The organism is Nocardia sp. NRRL S-836, assembly GCF_001279525.1.
Taxonomy (GTDB): Bacteria; Actinomycetota; Actinomycetes; order Mycobacteriales; family Pseudonocardiaceae; genus Lentzea.
Window position 1 is genome coordinate 1 of the sequence record NZ_LGDY01000111.1, and the last position, 24,983, is coordinate 24,983.

At 69.1% G+C, this 24,983-nt stretch carries 18 protein-coding genes; 7 read left to right on the forward strand and 11 right to left on the reverse strand.

Annotated features, from left to right (window positions below):
* Positions 1–120: 120 nt before the first annotated feature.
* The 5 genes from ADL03_RS26675 (at position 121) to ADL03_RS26695 (ending at position 6,595) form a co-directional block, all read left to right on the forward strand.
* Entirely contained in the window at positions 121–771 is a 651-nt protein-coding gene (locus ADL03_RS26675; RefSeq protein ID WP_053736300.1) for a hypothetical protein, read from the forward strand.
* A 938-nt stretch (positions 772–1,709) separates the two neighbouring features.
* Positions 1,710–1,913, forward strand: coding sequence for a hypothetical protein (locus ADL03_RS26680; RefSeq protein ID WP_053736301.1), 204 nt, complete (start codon positions 1,710–1,712; stop codon positions 1,911–1,913).
* 481 nt (positions 1,914–2,394) lie between these two features.
* The gene (locus ADL03_RS26685; protein ID WP_157529259.1) at positions 2,395–3,087 is read left to right on the forward strand and encodes a hypothetical protein; all 693 of its coding nucleotides are present in this window, start codon (positions 2,395–2,397) and stop codon (positions 3,085–3,087) included.
* Positions 3,088–3,486: 399 nt separating this feature from the next.
* A complete protein-coding gene (locus ADL03_RS26690) occupies positions 3,487–3,990 on the forward strand; it encodes a hypothetical protein (protein ID WP_157529261.1) in 504 nt (167 codons plus the stop codon).
* Positions 3,991–4,900: 910 nt separating this feature from the next.
* Positions 4,901–6,595: a hypothetical protein gene (locus ADL03_RS26695; protein WP_157529263.1), complete on the forward strand. Its 1,695-nt coding sequence runs from the start codon at positions 4,901–4,903 to the stop codon at positions 6,593–6,595.
* A gap of 1,011 nt (positions 6,596–7,606) precedes the next feature.
* On the opposite strand, the gene ADL03_RS26705 is transcribed toward ADL03_RS26695, so the two are convergent.
* From ADL03_RS26705 to ADL03_RS26710, 4 genes are all read right to left on the reverse strand, one after another.
* A complete protein-coding gene (locus tag ADL03_RS26705; RefSeq protein WP_157529265.1) occupies positions 7,607–7,834 on the reverse strand; it encodes a hypothetical protein in 228 nt (75 codons plus the stop codon).
* A 137-nt stretch (positions 7,835–7,971) separates the two neighbouring features.
* On the reverse strand, positions 7,972–8,121 hold the full coding sequence (locus tag ADL03_RS47400) for a hypothetical protein (protein WP_157529267.1): 150 nt from the start codon (positions 8,119–8,121) through the stop codon (positions 7,972–7,974).
* Positions 8,122–8,247 (reverse strand): hypothetical protein, encoded by a 126-nt coding sequence (locus ADL03_RS50275; protein ID WP_255353407.1) that lies wholly within the window; start codon positions 8,245–8,247, stop codon positions 8,122–8,124.
* A gap of 763 nt (positions 8,248–9,010) precedes the next feature.
* On the reverse strand, positions 9,011–9,556 hold the full coding sequence (locus tag ADL03_RS26710) for a hypothetical protein (RefSeq protein WP_157529269.1): 546 nt from the start codon (positions 9,554–9,556) through the stop codon (positions 9,011–9,013).
* A gap of 722 nt (positions 9,557–10,278) precedes the next feature.
* Here ADL03_RS26710 and mobF point away from each other — a divergent pair.
* Together mobF and ADL03_RS26720 are read left to right on the forward strand one after the other, a co-directional pair.
* The gene (mobF, locus tag ADL03_RS26715; RefSeq protein ID WP_053736308.1) at positions 10,279–14,868 is read left to right on the forward strand and encodes a MobF family relaxase; all 4,590 of its coding nucleotides are present in this window, start codon (positions 10,279–10,281) and stop codon (positions 14,866–14,868) included.
* Positions 14,869–14,955: 87 nt separating this feature from the next.
* Positions 14,956–15,758, forward strand: a protein-coding gene (locus tag ADL03_RS26720) for an IS5 family transposase (protein ID WP_157529271.1) whose coding sequence is annotated in 2 segments (ribosomal slippage) — positions 14,956–15,301 and positions 15,301–15,758 — 804 coding nt in all. Because the reading frame shifts where the segments join, the coding sequence is not laid out codon by codon here.
* A 202-nt stretch (positions 15,759–15,960) separates the two neighbouring features.
* Here the strand turns inward: ADL03_RS26720 and ADL03_RS26725 are convergent.
* From ADL03_RS26725 to ADL03_RS26755, 7 genes are all read right to left on the reverse strand, one after another.
* Positions 15,961–16,530, reverse strand: a complete 570-nt coding sequence (locus ADL03_RS26725; protein ID WP_231642285.1) for a hypothetical protein — start codon at positions 16,528–16,530, stop codon at positions 15,961–15,963.
* Between the two features lie 142 nt (positions 16,531–16,672).
* Positions 16,673–17,341 (reverse strand): hypothetical protein, encoded by a 669-nt coding sequence (locus tag ADL03_RS26730; RefSeq protein ID WP_053736311.1) that lies wholly within the window; start codon positions 17,339–17,341, stop codon positions 16,673–16,675.
* A gap of 143 nt (positions 17,342–17,484) precedes the next feature.
* Entirely contained in the window at positions 17,485–19,335 is a 1,851-nt protein-coding gene (locus ADL03_RS26735) for a type IV secretory system conjugative DNA transfer family protein (protein ID WP_197288678.1), read from the reverse strand.
* A 68-nt stretch (positions 19,336–19,403) separates the two neighbouring features.
* On the reverse strand, positions 19,404–20,882 hold the full coding sequence (locus tag ADL03_RS26740; protein ID WP_197288679.1) for an ATP/GTP-binding protein: 1,479 nt from the start codon (positions 20,880–20,882) through the stop codon (positions 19,404–19,406).
* The gene (locus ADL03_RS44810; RefSeq protein ID WP_082373511.1) at positions 20,882–21,274 is read right to left on the reverse strand and encodes a WhiB family transcriptional regulator; all 393 of its coding nucleotides are present in this window, start codon (positions 21,272–21,274) and stop codon (positions 20,882–20,884) included. The genes ADL03_RS26740 and ADL03_RS44810 overlap by 1 nt, the downstream gene beginning before the upstream one ends.
* Complete coding sequence (locus tag ADL03_RS26750) at positions 21,274–22,770, reverse strand: SCO6880 family protein (protein ID WP_053736313.1); 1,497 nt, start codon at positions 22,768–22,770, stop codon at positions 21,274–21,276. Before ADL03_RS26750 ends, ADL03_RS44810 begins: the two co-directional genes overlap by 1 nt.
* Entirely contained in the window at positions 22,767–24,866 is a 2,100-nt protein-coding gene (locus ADL03_RS26755) for a hypothetical protein (RefSeq protein ID WP_053736314.1), read from the reverse strand. The genes ADL03_RS26750 and ADL03_RS26755 overlap by 4 nt, the downstream gene beginning before the upstream one ends.
* Positions 24,867–24,983: the final 117 nt, after the last annotated feature.

A 24,983-nucleotide genomic window follows, 5' to 3' on the forward strand; every position in this document is an offset into this window, starting at 1 on the left:
GCTGCGCGTCACGACCGGCCCGTCCGGCGGCGGCACCTACGGCCGCCCCAGCCGTGCCAACTCGATCGGTGACGGGGCACGTGGCCTGTGGGTCTACCGATACCCCGAGCCGGTGACCGCATGATCACCACCGACCAGCCCGATGAGGAACTGGCACGCCGTGTGCGATCAGCAGCCGCGCAGAGCCGCCGGGTCCGCGCCCTGCTCAAGACCGCGGGCGTCGACCTGACCGGGCTGAAAGCGCGCACGCACGTCGCCCGGTCGGGGCCCGCCGGCGTCGAGTACATGACGACCGTCACCGGGTTCACGAGGCCGATGAACGGCGACGACACCGTGACCGAGCAGGTCGACCAGGTGCGCTCGGCGATCGTGGAGACGCTGAGCGAGTCGTTCACCGACGTGAAGTCGGACTACGGCTGGGTGTCGGTCACGACCAGGCTGATGACGATCGAGGAGGCGCTGGCCTGGGCGCAACGCCGGGAAGACCTCCTGTACGGCAACCGGTACCCGATGTTCGTGTGCTGCCCGGACGAGGCATGGAACGACCCGGAAGACCCGTGGCAGACGCCCGAAGTCCAGTTCCACGGCACCCACCGGTGGTGCCTGACGTGCATGTCCGGATGCCACTGCCTCAACTTCGTGCAGGTGCTCGGCACCGAGGAGCAGGGCCACGACGACCACATGCGCTGCGTGTGGTGCCGGGCCACCGGCCGCGCGCCCTATGAGGCCCGGCTCGCCGGGGCGATGATCGGCGAGGGGATCGACCTGTGACGTGCGGCAAACCGAAAAGCCGAGCCGATCGCGGCCGACCGGCGACAATCGCCCTGTGCCCGTAGCGGAGGAGCCGGCATCCGATCGTGCCCGCCACACCCAGTGGCAGGATGTCGCACGCCAAGCCGCCCGGCACAGCTCCGCCACTGCCGAGCAGGTAGCGCTGCCGATCCTGGTGCCAGCCCGCATGGTGAAGCTCGTCCGCCGGCTGCGCCGCGCCGAACCCGGCTGTCCACCGGTGCGGCTCCTGGCCGACAGGCGTCACAACTACGCAGCCTCTGCACCGGGGCCGTGGACGGACTTTCAGGTTCTGTCTACTTGGGTGAGATCGCGTTGTTGCGTCGGCACAACGTTGGTCTCCGGTGTCTGGGCGAGTCGGTTACCGCTCACGCGAGATCCGACAAGGTCAGGGCTCGCACCGGCCGCAGCGAGGCGGAGTCATGCATCGAGGCACAGCATGCTCATCCTGTGTCGCGCAGACGACCCCGCAGGGCCCGCGCCGCGGCCACGTCGAACAGACCTACGTGCGGCGCCGAACCTGCTGGTACAACAACGTTCTCGGCCAACCGTGCAGCCGCCCACCTGTGAACCGCCTGGACGTCCACCCGTGCTCCGAGCCCAAATCCCCGAGCAGGCGCAAAACCTCCTAACCGAGCTGTGGTGCGCGGGTGATCGCTGCGCCCGTAGCTGGTTGGCCCCCGACTGGATCGTCGACGAGGTTCCGAGAAGGAAGTGGGGCCACCGAGCGCCCGGCCGACCGCCGCAGCGCCTGGTTCTACGCAGTCGCTCGCCAGACCACCGGAGACGCAGTCGCGGAACTGACCACTGCGGCGACGAAGGTGCTGCTGAGCCCGAGTTGCACCTCAACGGCACATAAGCCGGGCACGCGTCCACTGCCCGCCGTACCGAGGAAGAACGCAGACAATTAGGAGGGACTCATGTTGCCCAAGCACTTCAACTGGTTGCGCGACCTGTGCAAGTACATGATCGGTAGCTTGGAGCCCGACGCGCTCGAGGAGTTCAAGAAGTTCTGGAATTCCTGCACGACTGCAGAGCGCGAGTACTACCGCACGGTGGACCTCTCGACCGCACTGCCCTGCCAGGGCAAGAACTGCACAGCCGAACACCTCGTCATGTACTAGGAGTGAGTGACAGCTCCGGGCCGAGCTTGCGCTGACGTCCTCACTGAGCCGCGGCGCGTGCCCTTCCCTCCGGCACAGCAGCCCGCTCACCTCGGCTGGCACGGTCCGCGCCTCCAGGTTGTGCCAGCCGAGGCCTGCCACAACCTCTGTGAGCTTCACCGCGCACACCGCGTAGAACGAGGAACCCGACCACGGCCGCTACGACGCGGCGGAGGCCGACTGCTGCGAACGGCAGGCGCAGTCGGCGCACCAGCAGCCGCAGGAAGCGCTCGCCGCGCTGCCCAGGTCACACGAGCGGCCTGACCCGTTCTGACATCCGGGCCATCGGCGTGGTGTACAGGTGCGTCCGCGATGGCGATCAGGCACTGCGAGAGCGTGGCGGCGCAAGACACAGCACCACAGCCTCTCCATTCTCGCACCGAGCCTGCCCACAACAGGACCCGTGCACAACACCGCATCACATATGAGGAGACCCTCAAGCATGAAACTCACGTCGGCCCGCCGCGAAGGAATGCCAAAGACGATGGACAAGCTCGCGCAGGCAGAACTGTCCATGAAGCAGCTGCGAGAGCAGCGGGCAGATCTGAATGCACATGTCCTCTACTTGTGGGACAAACTCATCCGGACCGACACCGAGCATCCGCTGCACGTCAAGGAAAGCGACCCGCACTGGCACATCAGCACGAGCGTCACGGATCGCCCCGACAGCTCCGCCAAATCGGTCCTCGACGTGCTGTACGCCGCGGATCTTGAGCTGCACTTCGTCTGGCAGGAACTCGAGGATCGGGCAGTCGCGCTGGAGAACGAGCGCGACCTCATGCCAGCACTTGACGACGCTTCAACGGGCGACCTCGACGGTCCCGCACTGCGCACCGCACTGGACCGGGTGAGGCTGAGCGTCAGCGATGCAGCCCGCGCACGGGAGTTGGCCAACAAGGTCTCCCAGCTGTGGAGCGAAGCAAAGATGATCTCAGACTTGGGTCGTGTGCCGGCATCGATGCGGTCCAACATCCGCGTCTCCGAGCAGTTCTGCGACGACCGCCGGCTTCTCGACCGTGCTCACGAAATCATCGTCGCGATCAACCGAATCGGTAAGCAGACCGAGGACGCTGGAGCCGGGGCGGTGGGCATCCGCAACTGCGCCATGACGGACTGTGAGGCTTCCGGGCTGTAAGGCCATAATGCCTTTCCTGCTCGGACACGCGGCCAGGCCCTTGCCGCGATCGGCCACCTGATGATCCAAGCCGTGCCACCGATGTGCGCCTGATCGGTCATGTCACGGCGAACAGGCGGTAGATCACCGAGTCCTTGACGGCCAACGGCACTGAACGTCCGGAGCTAGTCGACCCCGACAACCAGGCCGCGGTTCTACAGCGCACGCACCTAGGGCCGCCCCGACCAGCGCCGTGTGCAAACAGCCGCCCGCGCTGGACAGTCCTCGTACGCCGACATCGACTCGCTCCGTCGCTGGCTCGGCCCTCCCGTGTCGCATCCGCCGGTCGACCCCGTACTCGGCGCGAGCCAGCCGCCAGCCCCCGCTACCAACAACCGACCACGAACAGGGGACACCGCGTTGGACAAGCAGTCTGCCCACCACGCCTCGACTATCGCCGACGCCTTGGAGGCCATCGCGGACGACCTGGAGGCCAAGGCCATGGACAGGCCGAAGCCGTGGCCGCTCGCTGTGGCCGAGACAGTCGAGCTGCTCCGCGACAATGCCGACCAGGCCCGCCGGCACCCCAACACGCCGATCAGCGTCATCAACCGGCTCGACGGGCTGCGCGCAATGCTGGCGAGCACGCGCTTGCTGCGCCTCAACGAGGGCGGCGACCGCAACGCAATCCGGGACCTGATCAGCGAGCTGGACACCTTCACCGCCGGCGAGAACTTCCACGTCGTCCTGATCAGCCACGGCACGCAGCACCACGAAATCGTCGTTCGGGCCCAAGACCGCCACACCGCCGCGCAGCGCGGCCTCGCCCTCGACCGCAGGTACCTGGTGTCCACCGAGGTGCCCGACGCCGAGATCCTCGACCTGTCCTCAACCGCCGCCGAGCCCGAGGTGGAGCGCTCATGATGGCGCCGTGCGTCTGCCGCAGTCGACGCGGAACCAGTGACTGAGGCCGAGATGCGGGTTTATCAGGCCTGATAAACCCGCCCCCTGCCCGCCCTCGACCAGGCGTTTCTGTGTCGGGTCCAGAACGACAAAGGTCGTGCCCGGCTGTGCCCGGCACGACCTTTGGTGTGTCCCTGCGGAAACCCCGGAGGGCTTACCGCCTCCCGTGAGGGGGACGGCCGTCGAAGACCGCAGACACACGTGGCACCGGATTCACACGGGCATCGGTATGGCCCTTGGTCGTCGGTGCGCGTATCAAGGATAGCAGCACACCACCCGTGGGCGGTGCGTGCGCCACTTCCGGCCCTCCAGGGCGAGGCGTATGCCGCGCAGAGCCGGCCGCCGTCGCTGGTTACGACCCCGATCAGTGGCGGCGGCTTTTCCCTTTCGCCGACTGTCTCGTGCCGCGAGTAAAGCAGTGTGCCCCGGCTACGAATTCGCGGGTAACCTTGCGAGACGCTCCGCGCTCACCGAAGCCCCCCCGGCCGCAATTGTATTATGCCGCCTACGACGCCTCAAGAAAAAGATAAAAAATCTTCCGAAAAGCGTGGAAGATTTTTTATCTTTTTCTTGACCCGCCTACGGCGTCACAAGTGCTGGCCTATATCGAGGGGGCGGGAGGGGAATGGGCGGCAGAGTGAAAAACAGATTCGCGGCCAAGTCGCTTTTGCGTGCGCAAAAACAAGGGACAATCCGCTCTGCCCAGAAAGCTGCGCACATCGTAACCGAGCGGTGACCAAACATATTGCAATGCAGCTCCTATTCTTGGTAAGATGAACCAGTAAGAGAAACCGGGAAGTCGAAGCCCGGTGATTCGCATCAAATCGGTAATGGGGTCAACATGCGTAACGCTCTCGCTTTGCTCATGGACATGGACGCGCAGATTTCCAAGGGGAATTACGAAGCGCGGGAAGCAGCTAAGGAAGCTGCCGCCGAATGGCTCGACACCTTCGGCACCGACAGCGCCGAATATCAGCTTCTGATTGACTGTCTCGCCGCTCTTAGCGAGCTGGACAAGTGCAGCGCCCGCAACGCAATTTCCGCCCGATACGGCGACGTCGACGCAAACGCCGTTCTTATCGACGGCATTTTCGATTTCATGACCCAGGTTGCCGAGTGCCCCGAACTCGAATACATCATGCCCGACGACCTCACCACCGGTGAAACCGCCAACGCAGACCACGACCCCATGCCACTGAACACTCCGGACGCAGAGGTAACCCCCGCACAGGGCTACGCCCCCACGCTGAACAACCACGGCCCCGCCCTGCTCATGCTCTCCGAGCCCCAGAACAAAGACCAGGCCGCCAACAACACCGACACCCGGAAGAACCGCACCAGGCCCTACGGACTCACCCAGGCCGAGCGGACGCCCGCAACCGCACGATGGGTCACCCCGTCCGACCTTCGCGACTGGACGCCCAGGGCCGCAATCGAAAAGCCGGAGAAGGAAACAATCCCCGCCAAGGTCAGGACCCCCCAGGAACTCGCCGACCGCGAACCAAACTGGCTGTGCGTCGTGAGCTACTTCGCTTACAGGCTCGGAATCGACGACGACCCGCGTATGACCGAGGGTGACACCGGCGAATACTTCGGTTACTCGTTCGCTGACGAGAACGACGACACGACCGCAGCCAAGCTGATGGCGCTTCCGTGCGTCGCGTGCAACCTTCCCCGAGCCCGTACCCAGACCGTCACCGCCAGCGCCGACAACGGACTGTGCCCCGAATGCGCCTCAGCCCAGCGCGCCGGATTCCCGCACATTCGCGGCTCACGACACGCGAAAGTGACGAAGCGTTGCGAGTGGATCGCGTCCCGCTACCCCAGCACGCTACACGCGAAGCTGACCGCCTTCGCGTCGCAGTCCGGACGCATTGACCGTGACATCATCCTCAAGTGGGCTGAAACCCACTTCGCGAACGAAATTCGCCAGCACGAAGCCGCCCAACTGGCCGCCGCCGACACCCGCCGCGCCGCCGACACCGCCAAGGCGCTACGACTGGCCGACGAGTTCCCGAACGCCATCGTGCCTATCTTCCGGGTGTGGTGGAACACCGAGCCCGGCAGTCGCGCCGTCATCGTGCGCGCCCTCACCGCGTTGTGCGACGCCGGACGGATTCGCAGCACCAACGGCAAGGCCACCCTGCACCCCGCCACGGTCGCCACCACCGCCGACGCCGCCACTGTGGCCGACGAGCGCGCCCGCCTGGTCGAACGATTCCCTGCCATGGCGGACCACATCCTGGCCGCGTGGATGGATGAGGTAGTTGACACCCAGGCCACCACCGGCACCTTTGCCGCCCTGATCGGTCAGATTGTGGCGTTCGCGCGGACCTACCCGCGTGCCGCCAACACCGTGATCACGGCATGGGACCGGCCCACGGCCCACCTTGTCGAGCGCGCGGCCGTCCGCCGCGCCCGTCAGCAGCTGATCAAGTCCGGCGAATTCGTCATGGTTGACGGCGAACTCACCGCCAACTCGGACCGCTGGACTCACAACGAGTCCGGCCACCTCACCCTCACGCCCGCCGAGCAGCTCTCCGCGCACTACGCGACCGCCGCATAGCAACCGGCCAGAGCCGGTGACGCGCACACGTTCCAACGGCGTGCGTCACCGGCCAGCGCCGCGCGCAGCCGGGGTGTGCCGGGCATCGAACCCGGCACACCCCGAGCGAGGGCTGCCGCCCTCGCGCACCCGCCGCCTGCGGCGCATCGGACCGCCTGCGGCGGCGCCCCTCCCCGCGATCTCCCTTGCCAACAGCGGACACCAGCGCCTCACCCACCACGGCAACAGACTATGGACACAACGCCGCCGCCTCACCCTCACGGCCGTCCCCAACGCGCCACGCGCGGCGCGACGTACCCCCGCCGCCGCACAACCACCCGCCGCCCGGGACGGACACACCACAACGCCCCACGCCGAACTCCGACAAGACGAAGAACACAGGGATCTCACACCCCTCAGCCCCAGACGACAAAGGCCCGCCGCGAGCCCGACACCCGCGCCGAACAGAGCTTCCAAGAGCACCGGCCCGCTGTTGGACGCCTCTTTCACCCCGGCCCCCGCCAACCGGTCAAGCGAAACAAGCTCGAACCCACCGACGTCGTCGCCTGATCCCTCACGCACAACCATCCTGACCAACGCCACGTCACCGAGCAGATCCCCGCATGCGCGTTCGAGGCCGACATGGTGTCGCCGTTGGCCACGCCCACAGACTTGCAGCCGACCGATGCAACCGCGCTGAAGAACCGCACCGCGCGGCCGGGGAAGCAGGTGCTCCAGCACACCAGCCCAGCCGCCTGCATCGAGGAGGTCATGGGGCAGGAAAAACCGCGCTCCACGAGCCGGAGACTGGCCTCATGCAGCCTGTCTCGCAATCCTGCACGACCCGACGGCCGACGAACGAGTCACGATCCCCGACCGAACCCAACAATTGCAACAGCTTCCGTTCAACCACGACGTCTTGGCAACCACGACGTCTGGGCCGCGATACCGCAGAGCCAGCAAAGGTTCCTTCCCCTCGACCGAACAGTCACCGCGGAGGTCACCGACGCACCAGGACCACGCGAGCCGACGTCATTCCTCATCCTCCGCATCCGACACTGGCAGGCCAGCCAGACTCGCGACGCTGTCCGTCCTCATCGGCCCTGAATCAGCGGTGCTTGTCGAAACGTCCGCCTCGACCACGACGACCCCGCGCACTGCCGCGACCAGGCCGACGTCGGCACGTCCGGCCACGTCGAAGGTAGGGGCCAGCCGGGCCCGCTCGACCACACCCACACCGACGTTCCAGGAAGCGGGCACGCTTGCACCCGATCATGCGAACGGCCAGCCCCAGTTCGGCAGCCTTGACGCGTCGACGGTCAGTCAGCATCGTTGCCGCCGTTCCTAGCCGGAGCGCGGAGCCGCGCCGGGAACGGCCCCGGACGGCAGGCCGGTCTTCACCTCGGCCAGGTGATCCCGCCGGCCTTCGGCATCGCCGACAACGTCGGTAGCGATCCCAGCAACCCGAACGGCTCGACCACCGGTACTGGAACGCTGTCCAGGACCGCGAAGTCGGGTGCGGCCATCACGCACCCGCCCAGCAGCACCTACTCGCCACCACCGTCGCTACGCAGCCGGACCTCGGTGCCAGCCACGCCGAGCACCCGACGTTCGTCGCCGCCGAAGCTGATCCGGTCGCCGACCCGCAACACCGGTTCGGGCGCGGCCACCACGCGGCCACCGCGCTGACAATCGCCTCAGGGCGCAGCACGACAGCCAGGTCAGCGCACCGCTCCCGCCGCCAGAGCAGGCGGTAGAAGCACCGCCAAGACCGCGATCCGACCAACGACCTGGCCGGCGCCGCCACACCACGCACACCGCGGACACGATGTCGCTCAAGCGGTGCCGCGGATGACCGAAGGCCGCCAGCCAGCGCACGTTGTCCCGCAACCGTTCCAGCGATACGCCCCACGACCTCCAGGCGCCACCCCACCAAGTCCCATCCCATCATCCCGTCCGGCCGGCGCCGAACGCGACCTCGTCGCGGAGCCCGACCCGGTCGAACGCACAGACTCCGAGCACCGAAACCATGCCGCCCGCCCACACGCGCGAAGCAGTCCAGAGCCTGCGACCGAGCCTCGCCTTCCGCGACGCCCACCCACCTCACGATCACCCGCAACACAACCCAACGCACCGTCAACCCCACCGATACGCGCTGAACCACAAGCTCGGCATGGCGCTGACCCGGACCGTGAGCCCGTGCGCGAATCCGTACTCCGCAGGCACATCCGGCCAGCACCCACGCCGCCAACCCCGGCCGCATCGCGCACGCAGGCACCGCAGCAGGCGCGGCCCTCATGACAACGCAACCGCACCAAGCACAAACACCTCGCCCAATCCCGAGAACACCACAGCGTCATCGCCGCGCACGGCCGGCACACAACCCGAACACGAGACGCCCCGTCACGCACCGACCCCGCCCAGACCACTGCGCCCCTAGCCCGCCGACGCCGCCGACCCGTCGCCGTGCAGCGCATCGCCCCGCACGTCATCCGACTCCCTCATGACGACAGCGAACCCCGCCGCCGGCGTCGTCGACATCGGCTCCGAGCCACCCCCGGCGCGCGTCGGCCCGACAGCCGACCCCGCCTCCGAAGACTCAGCCCGCCGGACCAACTGCACCCAGCGCCGCAAGTCCTCCACCCGCTGCCCGGTGAACTCCGCGAGCTGACCTTGCGTGATCCGCAACTCCGCCGCCGCGAGCACCGTCCTGCCCGCGGCCACCTCGGCCTCCAGCACCCGCCCGGTGTGCGCCAACGCCGCCTCGAAGGCCTCCCGCAGCTTGCGCACACGCCCATCCGCCGCCGACGTCCTCAACGCCGCCTCGAACACAGCCCGCAACGCCGCGTCATTGTCCGCGCGACGCTTCACCGCGGCGGCCGCGGCCACACCGACGGCAACAACCGCGTCCTCCCGCTTCTGTTGCTCAGCCTCCGCCTGCCTGCGCAGCCTGGACCGAATCTCGCGTGCCGTTGCCCTCACATCGACCTCCCCGAAGATCGATAGTCGCTCCCCGAACCCGGCCACGCTAGCCCAGCCGCACACTCCCGGGCACAAGCAAACCGCAGCTCACCACTCCACACCCAGCCGCCTGCAGCAAAAGCCACAAACCCTCATCGACGACGTCCCAGCCCGGTCCGGCCACGTCGCTCCCGCCGACGCATCTCCCAACTCCCAGCCCACACCGGCGCGCACAAACCCACGCCCCCGCCCCCAACACCGGACGATCTTCAACCGGACCGACTTCGGCCGGCTGCCCCATGCGCGGGCGCCGGAACAGACCCCGCGGACCAGCCGCGGCCGGACAAGACCAGCCGCCTCGCGCTCGGCCGACGCCAAGCCCTGCCTCGCCCACACGGCCGCCGCCGGCCCCGCCCCGCCACCCGCACTCCACGCTCGCAGCGCGAACACGCCAGCGGACGGCCTGACGGCCGCCTGACTCCCAGTCTCGGCGCGATGCGCCGAGACCCGCACTCGCGCCGCGAGTGCAGGTGGCCGCGATGCGGCCACCACCTCGCCGACGGCGAGGCGAAAGACAACCGACGGCCTGACGGCCGACAGCGCCATGCCCGCTACGCGGGCCTTGTGAGCGGCAAAGCCGCCCACAAGATCAACAACTTTGAGCTAAGGTATCGCTACGCGATACGAAGAACTTGATCTTCGTTCCCTCCCCGCGCGACACGCGAGGGGAGACGTGTGCGCAGGTGGCGTGGATAACGCCCATCGGATCGGATCCGGCTCAAGTCGACTACCGCCTCGGCCTGGCTCACGGCTGCCTGGGCGAGGGCATCAACGACGCGCAGCTCGACTACCACACCGACGCCCGCGAGCGACCGCTCATGTGGGTCGGCAGCGCGCTGGCCGACCTCGGAATCCAAGCCGGAAGCGAACTCACCCCAGACCAGTTCGACAGGGCCCGCGCCCTCGTCAACGGCTGCCACCCACTCACCGGCGAACAGCTCGTCACCCACAAGAAAGCCGTTCCGCGCGACGCGAAAGTCGCGCTCGCTCCGCTGGTCCGCATGATCGAAGGTGTCGCGAGAGAGGCCGACGTCCCGCTCGACGAGGTACTGACCAGCCAACGCGCCCGCACCATGTTCACCCGCGCGCAGAACGCCGTGAAACGCCAAGGCGAAGCCGCCCTGCTACGCGCCGACCACGCCGGACAACTCGCCGACGCCGCAGGCCTGACACCAGACGAAGTGTGGGGTGAGGAGACCTTCACCCACGCCGTCTCCCAGCTGACCAAGACCTTCGTCAACCCCGACGGCTCGCAGTACCAGATCGACAACCGCATCATCGCCGGCAACCTCGCCTACGACGCCACACTCACCCTCGACGGCGACCTCCACTCCATCTACGGCGCGATGCACGACGAAGGCCGCGCCGAACTCGAAACCATCTTCACCGACAAGGCCCTCGAAATCCTCGGTTGCCTCGAGGACATCGCCGCCTACGGCATGCGCGGCCATCACGGCGACGGCCAGACCGCACAGACCATCCGGGGCAACGGCTTCGCGGGCTGGGCGATGTTCCACCGCACCGCCCGGCCCGTCGACGGCGCGCCCTTCGGCGACCCCCACTGGCACGTACACCTGACGCTGGCCAACATGACCCGAGGCGAGGACGGCAAGTGGTCGACCATCGCCTCCGGCGGCCGAGACCTCATGCGCCACGCAGCACTGATCGACCGGCTGCTGCAGGCCTCCGTGCGGGACGTCCTGGTCCGCCGGTACGGGGTGCAGTACCGCTGGGACGACGACACCGGCCGCTGGCGGATCGCCGCAGTTCCCGACGAGGCGATCCGGCTGTTCTCCAAACGCGGCGCCGGCATCGACAAGGCACTGGTCGCCATGGGACTCAGCCCCGACGAGGCCAACGCCGCGGTGCGCCGCGTGGCCGCGTCGATGACCCGCGAGGGCAAGGGCGAGAGCACCACCGCCTCCAACCAGACCCTGGGCGAGCACTGGCGCCGCGAACTGCTCGACGCCCACCTCGACCCCGACCAGATGACTCGCGAGTTCCGCAGCGACCCCGACGATCAGCAGCCCCATGCCATCCCCGCGCCCAGTCTCGACGAACTCGCCCTCAAGCTGCAGGACATCGAGTCCGGGCTCACCGCACACATGCGCCGCTTCTCCACACTCGACGCCATGGTCGCGGTAACCGACCTCCTTCCTCCCGACGGCAGCGTCATGAGCGCCGCAGATCGAGCGGCCAAGGTCGCGCGGCTGACCGACCAACTGCTGCGCCGGCGCGGCTTCGTCAAGCTCCCCACGAAGACGCCCGGCGACGGCCCTGTTCCCACCAACGGCGAGCGCCGCCAACTCGGCGCCAGCCACATGGCCAACACCGAGCTCTACACCACACAAGACGTCGTCGACGCCGAGACCATCATCGTCGCCGCCGCGCGGGCCAGCCATCCCGACCAGACCCACATCCGCGTCCCCGCGGCGACCGCGCAGATGGCCGCCAGCACCGTGGAAGCCACCGGCGGCTTCACGCTCTCCGCCGAGCAACGCCGCGAACTGCTGCGCATCACCACCTCCGGCCGCGCACTCGACACACTGCTCGGCCCGCCCGGATCCGGGAAGACCACGCTCATGGACGCCGTCCGTGTCGCCTACGAATCCGAAGGCCTGGTCATCGCCGGCACCACCACCCAAGGCGTCACCGTCCAGACCCTGCACGCCGAATCCGGCATCCCCAGCCGCACCATCAAACAGTGGCTCTGGCGCATCGACAACGGCACCGGCCTGCACGGCGTCGACGTCCTCGTACTCGACGAAGCAGGCATGATCGACGACCGCGACCGAGCCCGCCTCTACACCGCCGCCGCCCACACCGGCACGAAAATCCTCGAGATCGGCGACCCCAAGCAACTGCGCGGTGTCGGCGTCGGCTCCAGCTTCGCGGTCGTGCACTCCCTCGTCGGCGGAGGCGAACTGCGGGAGAACCGCCGCCAAGCCGACATCGACGAGCGCGCCGCCATCGCGGCATGGCGTCGCGGCGACTACAGCGAAGCCCTCCAATCCTGGGCCGAACGCGACCGTGTCGTGGCCACCGAAACCAGCCAGGAAGCCACCGCCGCCATGCTCGCCACCTGGCTCGACCAACGCCAAGGCGCCCCCGACGCGTTCACCGAGCAACGCGGCCTGCTGATGATCGCCGCGACCAACGAGATCGTCAACAGACTCAACGACGCCGCCCAAGCCCTGCGCGCCCAGGCCGGCGAACTCGGCCACCACCACACCTACGCCGTCGCCGGTGCACAGGACATCACCCTCTACGAAGGCGACTACGTCACCATCCGCGTCACCGAACGCAGCACAGACCCGAACGAACCCCCCGTCCTCAACGGCTACCGCGGCGTCATCGACACCATCGCCGAAGACGGCACCCTCACCGTCCGGTGGCAACGCGCCACCCGCGGCGGACGCGTCGTCCAGACACGGGCGCTGAGCCCCGCGTTCGTCGCCAAAGGCGGAATCCGCAAGGGCTACGCACTCACCGGCCACACAGCCCAGGGCCTCACCGTCGGCAGCGACGGCGCGACCTGGCCCGGACCCGACGGCAACCGCCGCGGCGGTGCCGTGCTGTACGACCCCACCGGAGCCGACAACCCAGGAGCCCTCGTCGCCACCACCCGCCACAAACTCTCGGTGACGATGTTCCTCGGACGCACGAGCGTCGAGACCAACCAAGACCAATACCTGCACGGCGTGCCCACCACCAAGTGGGAACGCACCCGGCGCGTGATCACCAAACTCGTCGACCGCGCCACCGCCACCGAGACCAACCGCAACGACATCCCGGTCCTCGTTGACCTCGGCAAGCTCGACGACCCGTCCCCGCGGCCCGCACCAGCGCCCAAGGCCGGCGAACGATTCATGACACCGGACGACATCGCACGCAAGAAGACGCTCCGCGCGAAGAACCACGCCGCCGACATCGTGCGCCGCGCCAAAGCCCAAGCCCTGCTGCAGCAGGAATGGGGCGAACATCCCGCCGTGCACCAAGTCGTCGCAGGCCCCGCGTTCCGCACCCTCGCCACCTGGCTCGACCGAGCCGACCGCGCGGGCCGCAACCCCGCGGACCTGGTCCGCGTCATCAACCCGGACACGATGACCGCGCCCGGTGTCCGTGACGCCAGCCGCCTTGCCGCCTCGCAGGTCAAACAGGCCGCTCTGGCCGACCCGGCGGTGATCGCCCGCCGTCCCAAGCCGGTGACCAAAGCACAGCGCAAGATCCGCGCCGCCATCGCCGAGCAGGCCCACCGCACCGCAGCCGAAGTGCTGCTGCGCGAACAGTGGGACCAGCACCCCGCCGTCGACCGGATCCTCACCGGAACCGCCTTCGGCGCCCTCGCCCGCAACCTCGCCACCGCCAGAGCAGCCGGACACGACCCGCGCACCCTCCTGCGTGACATCGACCCGGACACGGTCATCCGGCCCCGCATCGACAACCCCAGCGCCTACCTCGCCTCACGCATCCGCACAGCCAGCAACGCCGCCGACACCGGCCGAGCCCAGCCCCGGCTCCCGCAGGCACGCACAGGGCAGCCGCCGGCACCTCCGCAAGCGGCCGAGCAGCTCGACGTCCTGGTCCGCTCCTACGAGAACACCTACCACCACCTCACCGCACACAACCCGCCCGTGCCCGCCGGCCGGTCCGGACCCGGCGATCACCCGCAGCGCCCGCCGCGGCGCAACGCGTCATGGCCCAGCTGGCTGCCCGAGCCACCCACCGCCCAAGGACTGCAAGGCCGTGCCCGCTCACTGGCCGCCGCCACGCACACCGACGCCCAGCGCATCCGCGCACGCGTCATCGAACTCGGACAGCGCGCGATCCGCGACCGGCCCGCGTGGGTCGACCAACTCGGACCCGCACCCCACAGTGCCGCGACCCTCGCGCGCTACATCGCCGACATCACGACCATCGCCGCCTACCGGGAACAACACCACATCACCGGACCCGACCCGCTCGGTGCACCACCGGCACAACCGAGTCGCGCATACCGCGAAGCCACGCACGCCCGCGACCGGCTCGCCGCCGCGTCCAGTACCGCGCCGGCCGCCGCGACCGCGATACCGTCACCGACGCACGACGCCGCCGCGGCACGCAGCAGCGGCGACAATCACCCTGATCAGTCACACGCACCCGCAGACCACACCAGGCACGTCGCGGCACGCATCACCGAGCAGCAGCGCCTGTCCCAGGAAAACCAACAGCGAGAACGCGACGCCATCCGCCGCGGGCGGGAACAACAGCAAGGCCGACGTCCCGGTTTCTGAGCACAGCCGACTCAGGCTAAGTGATCAGTTCAGAATGAGTCGGCGTGTTGGCTTTGCCTGTGACGCAGGACGTTCGAAGATCGCGGCGTGCGTGAGGAGGTCCTGACCGACGAGCTGTGGGCTCGACCGGAACCGTTGATCCCCGTGCGCCCCAGGCGCTTTCGGTACCCGGGCCGCAAGCGTGCCGACGATCGGGCCGCCCTCGAGGGCATCCTGTACGCGGTGCGCACCGGCATCGGCTGGAACCGGCTGCCGACCGCCCTGTTCGGCGCCTCCGGGGCGACCTGCCGGCAGCGGTTGACCGAGTGGCACGAGGCCGGTGTGTGGCAGGAGCTGCACGAGCGGTTGCTCGCCGAGCTGCGCGCCGCCGGTCTGCTGGACCTGTCCGCGGCCCTGGTCGACTCCAGCCACCTGCGTGCCCTCAAAGGGGGGACCGCACGGGGCCGAGCCCGGTCGACCGGCGCAAGCCCGGCTCGAAGCACCACCTGATCACCGACGCCACCGGCATCCCGCTCGCCGTCACCCTGACCGGCGGCAACCGCAACGACGTCACCCAACTCGTCCCGCTGATCGCCGCCATCCCGTCGATCCGCGGCGTGGTCGGCAGACCACGCCGTCGACCACGCAGGGTCTACGCCGACCGCGGCTACGACTACGGCAAGTACCGGCGCCTGGTCCGCGCCCGCGGCATCACGCCCGTCATCGCCCGCCGCGGCGTCGACCACGGCTCCGGCCTGGGCACAGTCCGCTGGCCGGTCGAACGCACCTTCGCCTGGCTCACAGGCTTCCGACGGCTCCGCGTCCGCACCGAACGACGAGCCGACGTCCACCAGGCGATGCTCAGCCTGGCCTGCTCCGTCATCTGCCTACGAAGACTCATTCTGAACTGATCACTTAGGGTAAACACGCCCACATGCCAACCATGCACGAGGTCGTTAGCTGCACCAGTACAAACGGCTGGCGCATCCGCTGGAAACGACGAGCTGACATCCACCTCGGACTCGTGCGACCGGCCTGCGCGCTCATCTGCTACCGCAAACTAGCCATTTCATTATGAATCCAGTTGTTAGATCCAGCGGGGGGACCGCCGCCTCAACGACCGCCGCAGTTCGGGGCGAGCTGGCGGGCCCGCTTGTATCCCGGGTCGTCCGGGTCCGGGGCGCGCACCGAGAACGACACCAGTTCCAAATGGGCCAGCTGGAGCACAGCGGCGATCCCTTTGGGTGGGAACACGGCGGCCTCAGCGGCGTACTCGGTGATCTTCGCCTGCAACGGGTCGACCACGCCCCGATAGGCCGCCACCACCGCGTCCCCGCCGGTGAACGGCGCTGGCGTCAACTTACCCACTTGCTGCTGCACCGACCTGAGTTTGGTGTCGACGTCGGTCAGGAACGCGACGATCCTGTCCCGGTGGGCCGCCGGCGCGCTCGTCCAGCCGGGTTCCACCACCTTCACCGTCTGGGAAACCTCTAGCAGCGCTCGGTCGATCCCGCACACCGTGCCTGCCCACGCCGTCTGCTCGGCGTTCGGCGGAGGAGGTGTGCTGGACGAAGTGGTCGGTCGATTTTCGGGTGGCGCAACGGGTTCGGCCGAAGAGCAGCCGACGGTGACGACGAGGACTGCTGCGGCGACCACCGGGATCCAGCGTATCTGTGCGATCATCTCACGCAGCGTAACGGCGCGGTCGAGGGCGGGACGCCTGGTGACCTGAACCGGCCACCATGCAGCGGGAACCCCGCCTGGGCGGGCGCTGCCACGGCGGCGGGCGTTGAGATGACCAGTGCGGCGATGCCGCACGGAAGGGTCACGGCAGCTGAGGCCTGGTCTCGGACTGTGCCGGCGGTGCAGCCAGGTCGCGACGGGGCCAGGGTAGGTCTTCCGGGCGCTCCGCCGGTCGGCGGGACACCTCTTCCTGCACGTAGTGGTCAAAGCCGCCATCAGTCAGCTCCTGTCGGGCGGACGGCTCGACGTGCTGTCGGGAGCCCTTGCACTCTCGCCAGTCAGCATGCACCGAGAGCCGGTTCAGCATCGGCCATAGCCACCGGTCCCACCACGCCGCCATCGCGCTGGACGGACTGTTGCTACCGCAGAACGCCTCCCTCCAGGCGGCGTAGACCGCCGTGAGCTCATCAACGGCCAGCGGGTGCCGGTACCAGCACGGAGGTAGTGACACCTCCGCAGACAGCGGATAGCGGGTGGTGAATGCGTCGACGAACCAGCGGACTTCCTGCCAGAGTTGATCGGCCTCGGTGCGGTTGAGGAACTGCCACGCCCACCGCGAGGGACGCGCCATATCCGCCTGGTCGAGCAGATGGGCTTCGAGCAGCAGTAGTGTTTCGCGCAGGGCGCTGATGGACTCAGCGTGGGTGGCCGCTTGGCCGCCCATCTCAGAGGCCCAGGTGCCGAGCTCGTTCAATTGCCGTGTGTGGAGCTCACTGGTATCGGCGAGTTCCGCGACCACTTCCGGCAGCATCCCCGGATCCAGCAGGGGTGTCTCGTCATCCGGTGGCCGCGCGTGCGGAGGCCCGCTGGAATGCGCGTCACCGCGGGCCTCGGACGAGCCAGCGCGATCAGCGTCTCCGTGCGGTGGAACATCCGCGTCGGGACCCGATTCGGTCACAAGCTGGTCCTACGCACGTCGGGTGCGCTGCCGGTGCTCGCGGCGGTCGTGCCGGCAGACTCGCCCGGATTCGCCAGGTGTGCTCCTGCGAGGATGCGGCGGGCCTCGGTCCTGCTGTGGTTGACGAGATCCGCCAGGTCCGGTGTTTCCCACCAGCCCGGCAGTTCGACTCGTGCCGCGCGCAGGTTGCGGTAGAACAGCAGGCCCTCACCCTCTTTCAGTTCCCGGATTTCGTCGATGGTCAGGGCTCGCTGCATCCGCGGTGAGACTGTGACTTGATCACGAGCGGTCCCGGTGGACACGCTGGCCTGGTCGATGACGCGTTCGGGGAGCAACTCGGAGATGGCTTGCAGGTCTTTGGCGTTACTCAGGCCGCCGAGGACGAGCTTGATGCTCGCGTTGTCCCAGATCTCGGTGGCCTGCTCTGGTCCCCATCGCTGTCGCAGCTGGGACAGGCTCTGGACGTAGCAGTAGAGCTGGATCCCGCGGCCGCCCGAATCGGCAAGCCTCGCGGCGAGGTCATCGACAGGGGTGATGTTCGCCGCCTCGTCCATCACCACTCGGAACGGGGGATCGAGCCGCAGGTCGCCGTACGCCGGGCTGGTGAGCTGGTCGGCAGTGGGGTGTTGCGACAGGATGTCCGCGCGGTGCAGCACCTCCACCATCAGCGCGTTGACCATCGGTGCCGCCGAATTCTTGCGCCCGCGCGACACCATGTAGAGCGTGTCCATTCCGGACCGGATGAAGTCGTCGACATCGAACGGCTCATCGTCGTCGTGCGGCGTGAGAGCACGCATGATCGTGGGTGAGGTCAGTGGCCGCAGCAGGAGTTCGAGGGTGCTGTAAATTCCGCCGGCGCCGCTGGTGTCGCTAGTGGACTTCAAACTGTCGATCAGGTTGCGGAGCCCGCTGCCGATAGCGGGCGCGGCCCGGTCGTGGTTCTCGAGGATCTGCGCGGGCCTGATCGACTGGCTCGTGGTCCAGTACCACAGCGTGTCCAGTCCCGAGCCGCTCAGCGCGGCCGCGTGCAGCATGGCCGCGAGCACGCCCTCGGACTTGCCGGTGAAGTAGCCGCCGTTCTTCGTGTCCTCCAGTGGCCGGGCGGCGCAGATCGCGACGGCGCGGCGCAACGCGGTGTCATAGTCCTCACAGCCGCGAATGGGACTCCAACGCAGTTTCGACGGCCACGGAACCCGGTCTTCCGGGTCGAACACCCACACCCGGCCTCGCTTGGCGCGCTCCATGATCGTCAGCTCGACCAGGTCGAAGCGGGTGGAGGTGGCGAGCAGCGCGCCGGGCGCGCGGACGACGTCGGAGACGGCTTGGCGCTGGGTCTTGCCCATCCGGCTCGGCGCGACGACCAGCTTGGAATCCTCGTGGCTGCCGTAGATCCACTCGTCGGTGTGCGGCCAGCGCGCGAACAGCGCGCCCGCGTCGTCGGCGGTGACGTCGAGGAAGTTCGCGAGCGAGGGCCGCAGCCGGACCGCGCCCTTGGCCACCGCGGCCGCGCCCAGCCGGCCCTGCACCATCTTGTGGTCGGCCAGGCCGGAACGCTGCTCGGCCCTGCGGCGCAGGATCCGGCGACGCCGGCGCAGAACCCGGATCCACACCGCCGTCTCGGCCGCGATGACAAGCAGCATCAGCAGGTAGACGAGCACCGGCGGGCCCGGCCGGGGATCGGCGGGCCAGCCCACCGCCGGGTCGGCCGGATGCATGACCCAGCCGACGACCGCGACCGGCAGCGCGCGCAGCGGTGGCCAGGCCCAGCCGTGACCGGACAACCAGCCCGAGGCCGCGGCCGCGAGCAGCGCGGCACCCAGAAGCAACACGATGATCGCCGCCAGCATCGGGTAGAAGATCCCGAACAACGGCCGCGGCCGAGCCGGCATCCGGTACCGGTCGGTCTCGCCCGCGGTCATGGCCGCCACACCATCCCGGTGAGCGCGCCGTCGGTGTCGGTGAGCGCGATCTCGCGTGGCGAGCGTTCATGCCGCACCAGGATCGGGTCCAGCGAGCCGACCTGGAGCAGGCAGGTGCCCTGCTCCAGCCCCATGATCGTCTCCGCGGTGCCGGGCGGCAGGTTGTAAAGCTCGGCGCAGGCGAGGGCGTCGTCGTAGGAGCCCTGGCCGTAGATGAAGCGGGTCTCGGCTTCCCGCAGCAAGGCGCGGCCGGGGCTGCCCAGTGCCAGGTCGGGGACGTGGTGGACGCCCACCACGGTCGCCAGGCCCAGACCCCGGGAAAGTTTGGCGTTACGGCGCAGGACCTGGCCGATGGAGCCCTCGGCGACATGCCAGCCCTCTTCGATGATGTTGACGGTCTGCTCGGCGCGTTCGGAGCGCGCGGCGAGCATGTTGGTCTGCCAGGTGTTGATCAGCGCCATGACGACGCGCAGCGCCGGGCCTTCGGTGGGCAGCGCGCTGATGTCGATGTGCGTGAGTCCGCTGGGGTGGTCGAGGTTGACCTCGGGGCTGGTCTCCGCGTCGACGAGGCCGGCGAGGTCTTCCTGGATCATCCGTTCGAGCGCGAAGGCGGGGTCCAGGCCCCAGTCCTGCAGTTCGGTGACGGTGCGGTCGAGCGCGTCGGCGTCCTCGGCGGTGGGGTGCAGCAGGTGGTGCACGACGTCGCCGATGACCGGGACCCGGTCGTGTTCGCGGGCGTCGCGGGTGGCGGCCAGCAGTGCCAGCCGCAGTGCTTTGCCCTCGCGTTCGGTGACCTGGCGGCCCAGAGCCTCGCTGAGCACGGCGCGCAGCAGCATCATCTGCCCGGTGGGGCGTTCGGTGTTGTCGAGCGCGTGGCCGGCGTCGTCGATCTGGTCGCCGCCCAGTGCGATCACCGGGTCGAGCAGGTTGAGGCGGCTGCCGGTGCCGTCGAGGGCGAACCGGATGGACGGTGCGCCGAGGAACCGGGCGAGCGCGGTGTACTCGCCGCGCCCGCCCTGCAGCTTCTTGTCCAGTACGACGACGCGCCGGTTGCCCAGCAGCAGCTGCCGGGTGCAGGCCCAGGTTTTGAGCAGGCTGCTTTTGCCCTTGCCGACGTCGCCGATGACCGCGACGTTGACCGAGCTGATCAGCTTGTCCTCGTAGGCGATGAACGGGTCGTGCACGACCAGTTGCCCCGACAGCAGGTCGGTCCCGACGATCAGGCCCCGGCTGCTGGTCGGCGGCGAGCTCAACGCGAGGTTGAGCGCCTCGGCCTGCCGGGTGGTGGTCGACATGGGCTGCTCACGCGGCTCGTACCAGCCCCACCGGTCCAGCAGCCGCCGGCGGGGCGGCGGAGGCAGGAACACGTGCCGCGGCGCGGGTGCCTCCGGCTGAGGGGGCTGCCAGCCCAGCGTGGGCGGCGCGTCGCGGGTCCCGCCGCGACCGCGTGTGCCGGTGCCGGTGCGGCGGGCCATCAGCGTGTCTCTTTCACTGCGGCGCTGCCCGCCGGCGGCGGGCAGGCCGGATGGACGCGGTCGTTCCAGAGCTGTTGCAGCAGCTGGTAGTCCGGCTGGCACACGCCGCCCCAGGAGCCGTAGGCCTCGCCGCGCAGCAGCGCACCGGCCAGGCACTGGGCCCGGACCGGGCAGCCCCGGCACAGCTCGGCGACGCGGGCGCGTTCCGCGCGCATCGCCTGCTTGCCGGCGAAGCGGGAGCCCTCGCCGGGGAAGAACGCCTCCGGGTCGTTGCCGCGGCACCGCAGGCCCGGCGCGGCACTGATCTCGGCGTCGAGTTCCTGCCAGGTGCGGTCCGCGTGGCGGCGGGCCTCGGCGAGGCGGACGTAGTGAAAGACGGTGGGGGAGCGCATCACGCCACCGCCATTCCGCGGGCGAGCGGGTAGGTGGCGATGACGGCCGCGTCCTGGGCGCGGTCCTGCCAGTCCAGTTCGGTGAGCGCGGACTGGGCGGCCTCGTTGGCCACCCGCATGCACGCGCGGCGCAGCTCGGCGGCGTTGGCGGCGGTCACGGAGATCGCCATCGACCAGTCGACGCCCTGGTGCCCGGAACCGGGCGCGAGGTCGTGCAGGCGCCGCTGCGATGCCGAGAGCATGACCGAGTCAGTGCCGTCGTCGACGCGGCCCTTCTTCGCGTCGTCCAGCATCGACGCGCCGTCCTGGGCGACGTCCGCGCGTGCCCTGGCGCGGGCGAGTTTGTCCGGCACGAACTCCATGCGCACCGACAGCGTCCTGATCACCGAGGGCGTGACCGCGGTGAGCAGCGGCGCCAGCCAGCGCGGGCCCAGCGGCGCGGGGGCGATGCCGTCGCGGGGCAGGAACGCGGTGCGGGTGTGCCACTTGTCGTTGACCACGATGTAGCCGGACTCGGTGGTGTAGCTCTGCCAGCAGGTGTCCCACCGCACGCCCTCGTGCTGGTCGATCGGCCACCGCGGGTCCTGCAGCGACCGCAGCACCGCGCACGTGCGCTGCTCGCCCAGAACCTGCGGCCGGGTGAGCTCGGCGCGCACGGCCAGGTCCGCGAGCCGGGCGAGCTCGTCGCGGACCAAGCCCGCCCATCCCGCCGGGCCCTCTCCGTGGCTGCGGGCCTCTTCGTAGAACTCGCCGGTCAGCGGGAACCGGGCCACGAGGTAGTTGCGGTGCTGCTCGGCGGTGGCGGCGGTGAGGTCGACCAGTTCCTCGTAGGACTCGACCAGCGGTTCGAGACCGGGGCGGGTCGAGAGCCGCTGGGAGACGAACTCCCGGTGCGGTGCGGGATCGTGCGGCACGATCCGGTTGATCTGCTGCAGCCCGCGCAGGAACGAGCCCGCCTTGGCCAGCTGGGACAGCAGCACGCCGTAGCGCACCGAGGCGACCTCGTAGGCACGTTCGGCGCGCAGCCCGGTTGCCTGGCCCCGCACCTCCATGAGCACGCTCAGGTAGGACCGCTCACCCGGGTTGTGGTGCCACAGGATGAACATGTGCTCCCACGCGGTGCCCCGCAGGTCCAGCGGCTCGACCCGGCCCAGTGGTGTGGGCAGCGCCCACAGTGGACCGAACAGGTCGTCCGGATCGGACTCGCGGGCGATGTGCGGTGCGATGAACGTGGCCTCGCCGCGGATGCGGCGCCGCCGCCACCGCCACGACCACAGGACCTGCGCGGCGATCGAGCGACGCCCCCACGGCCGCACGACACCGTAGGTGCCGGCGAGCACGGCGAACCCGCTGATCGCACCGGCGAGATCGCCGACCGCCAACCACAGCACAAACGCGATCCCCCCGGCCAAGCCCAGCGCGACAGAGGCCGGTGCGCTCAGCGAGCCCAGCAGGCCCCGGCGGCTGATCTCGCCGCCCAGTACGGAAATCCTCACTTGTCGTCCCCCCTGACTGTCTCTTCGTCGGCCTTGACGGCACGGTGCGCGCCCTGGCGCATCTTGTTTCCGGCCGCGAGCGCGGCCTGCGCGGCGATCCCGATCGGCCCGAGCGCGCCCCCGGCCGCCGATCCCGCCTGCGACGCCTGCGCGGTGGTGCCCGCGGCCGCTTGGCCACCGGCACCGGCCGCCGCTCCCGGCTTGCCCGTTACCGCGCCGGGTGCCGCACCACCCGAGCCCGCGGAGGAAGCCGGGCCGGCCAGGCTGCCCTTCATCTGCGGGAAGCCCGAGGTGCCCGGCTTCGCGCCGGCCGGTGCTCCGGCCTTGCCGCCCGCCGTGCCGCCGGCCTGCGTACCGGACGCCCTCGGTGTCGATGCCGGCTGTTGCTGTCGCGACTGTGGTGTGCGGCCCGCGCTGTAGGTCTGCGCGATCGAATGGGCGCCGCCGCCCTGCCCCGAGCTGTCGTCGTTGTCCCGGCCCGCGGAGCGGCTGTGCTGGTGGCGTTCGACGGCGGCCATGCCCGCGCCGACCACCGCGGCGGTGCCGAACCCGGCCGAGGGCTGCGAGTCGTGGGAGTCCTCGGCGGTCGGCAGCAGCGGCGCGTACTTCAGCAGCGCGAACGGAGCGAAGCCGACCACGATCAGCGCGACGATCACGACGACGAGCTGGCCCAGCAGCGGCATCCCGCCGGTCTTCATCGCCGGGATCGAGAGGTTGCCGTCGATGAGCGCGAACACCGCGCCGAGAAGGAAGTACAGCAGCGGCTTGGACGCCAGCAGCCCGAGGTAGGTGTAGACCGGCCGGGCCGCCTTGGGCCGCCACTTCGGATGCACGCGCATGCCCCACGCGATGCCCGCCACCAGCCCGGACAACGGCAACGCGACCGACTGCAGGGCGAAACCCACGAAGACCGCGCCGGCGCCGAAGATCAGCAGCCCGAACACGATGCTGCCCACGCCGACGCCACCGGGCATCATCACCGCGGTCACGTGCGACAGCGCGGCGAGTTTGGTGATGGCGCTGCCGATGTAGTCGGACTGCCACGCGGCGATACCGCTGGTCATCTTGCGCACGGTCGTGTGCAGCACCGTGGCGATCGCCGGCGCGAACACCGAAAGGAACAGGCCCAGCGGCAGTTGTTTGAACAGCGCCTCGTGCAGATCCTCGCGGCCGCCGCCCCCGGAGGCGGTGCGGCTGATCATCAGGACCGACATCAGCGCCATGACCATCAGCCCGAGACCGGTCGAGGCACCGTAGGTGGCGAGGAACCAGGGCGAGCCGGGATCGAAGTTGCCGACGGTGGCCAAGCCCTCCAGCAGCACTCGGACCGTGAAGTCCACGGCCGAGGCGTGCAGGCTGTTGGCGAGCTCGTCGAGCGCGCTGGTCGGGTCGGTGACGAACTTCGCGATGTCGACGGCGACCGACAGGATCGAGGCGAACGCGTCGATGTGCATGCGCCCGGCGGCGAGGTTCGCCTCGCCGATGATCTTGAAGAACGCGCCGATCTTGTCGAGCCAGTGGGTGTTGTTCGAGATGAACTGCGAGAGCCCGTGGAAGAAGTTCGCGATCGACTCGTTCCACCGGATGCAGCGTTCCTTCTTGTCCGGCACCATGACCACCCGGCCGCAGTCGACGAAGAACGCCTTCTGGCAGTAGGACGACACGGCGGCGGAGCAGGGGTCGCTGAAGTTCTTGATCAGGTCGCCGTCGCCGGCGGCGTACGGCTTCATCCGCTCCAGCGACTCGGGATCCGGTTTGGCCGCCCACATCAGGCCCCATGTGTTGCGCACAGGGGCGGTCCACTCGCGGATCTCGTCGGCGCAGTAGCGGAACGCCACGTTGAACGCGTGGTCGGGGCCGAACACCGCCGGGAACGTCGCCGGTAGCTGCGGTGGTTCCCGGTTGACGTCGGCGGTGTTCTGGTCAGGCCAGAACTTCGCGCGCTCGCTGGGTGGCGTGGCCCAGTACAGCAGCCGTGACTCGACCTTCATGACCTCGTTGAGGTAGAGGCTGAGGTCGCCGCCTTTGTCCTTGCACTCCGGTGTGCCGAACCACGGTCCTTGGCGGAACTCGCTGGTGTCGCCGACGTACTTCACAAGGTCGGGAGGGAAACCTTGCGGGGTCTTGCCGTTCGCCGGTGGCTGTGCGAGCGCCGCGGGCGCGAGTGTGAGAAGTAGCGCCAGAACCGTTCCACACAGGACGGTCAAGCGTCG

What these genes read in the sequence shown, in the direction of transcription:
- ADL03_RS26675 (WP_053736300.1), top strand. Translation starts at nt 121, where the DNA reads ATGATCACCACCGACCAGCCCGATGAGGAACTGGCACGCCGTGTGCGA.
- ADL03_RS26680 (WP_053736301.1), top strand. Translation starts at nt 1,710, where the DNA reads ATGTTGCCCAAGCACTTCAACTGGTTGCGCGACCTGTGCAAGTACATG.
- ADL03_RS26685 (WP_157529259.1), top strand. Translation starts at nt 2,395, where the DNA reads ATGAAACTCACGTCGGCCCGCCGCGAAGGAATGCCAAAGACGATGGAC.
- ADL03_RS26695 (WP_157529263.1), top strand. Translation starts at nt 4,901, where the DNA reads ATGGACGCGCAGATTTCCAAGGGGAATTACGAAGCGCGGGAAGCAGCT.
- ADL03_RS26725 (WP_231642285.1), bottom strand. Translation starts at nt 16,530, where the DNA reads ATGATCGCACAGATACGCTGGATCCCGGTGGTCGCCGCAGCAGTCCTC.
- ADL03_RS26730 (WP_053736311.1), bottom strand. Translation starts at nt 17,341, where the DNA reads ATGCTGCCGGAAGTGGTCGCGGAACTCGCCGATACCAGTGAGCTCCAC.
- ADL03_RS26735 (WP_197288678.1), bottom strand. Translation starts at nt 19,335, where the DNA reads ATGCTGGCGGCGATCATCGTGTTGCTTCTGGGTGCCGCGCTGCTCGCG.
- ADL03_RS26740 (WP_197288679.1), bottom strand. Translation starts at nt 20,882, where the DNA reads ATGGCCCGCCGCACCGGCACCGGCACACGCGGTCGCGGCGGGACCCGC.
- ADL03_RS44810 (WP_082373511.1), bottom strand. Translation starts at nt 21,274, where the DNA reads ATGCGCTCCCCCACCGTCTTTCACTACGTCCGCCTCGCCGAGGCCCGC.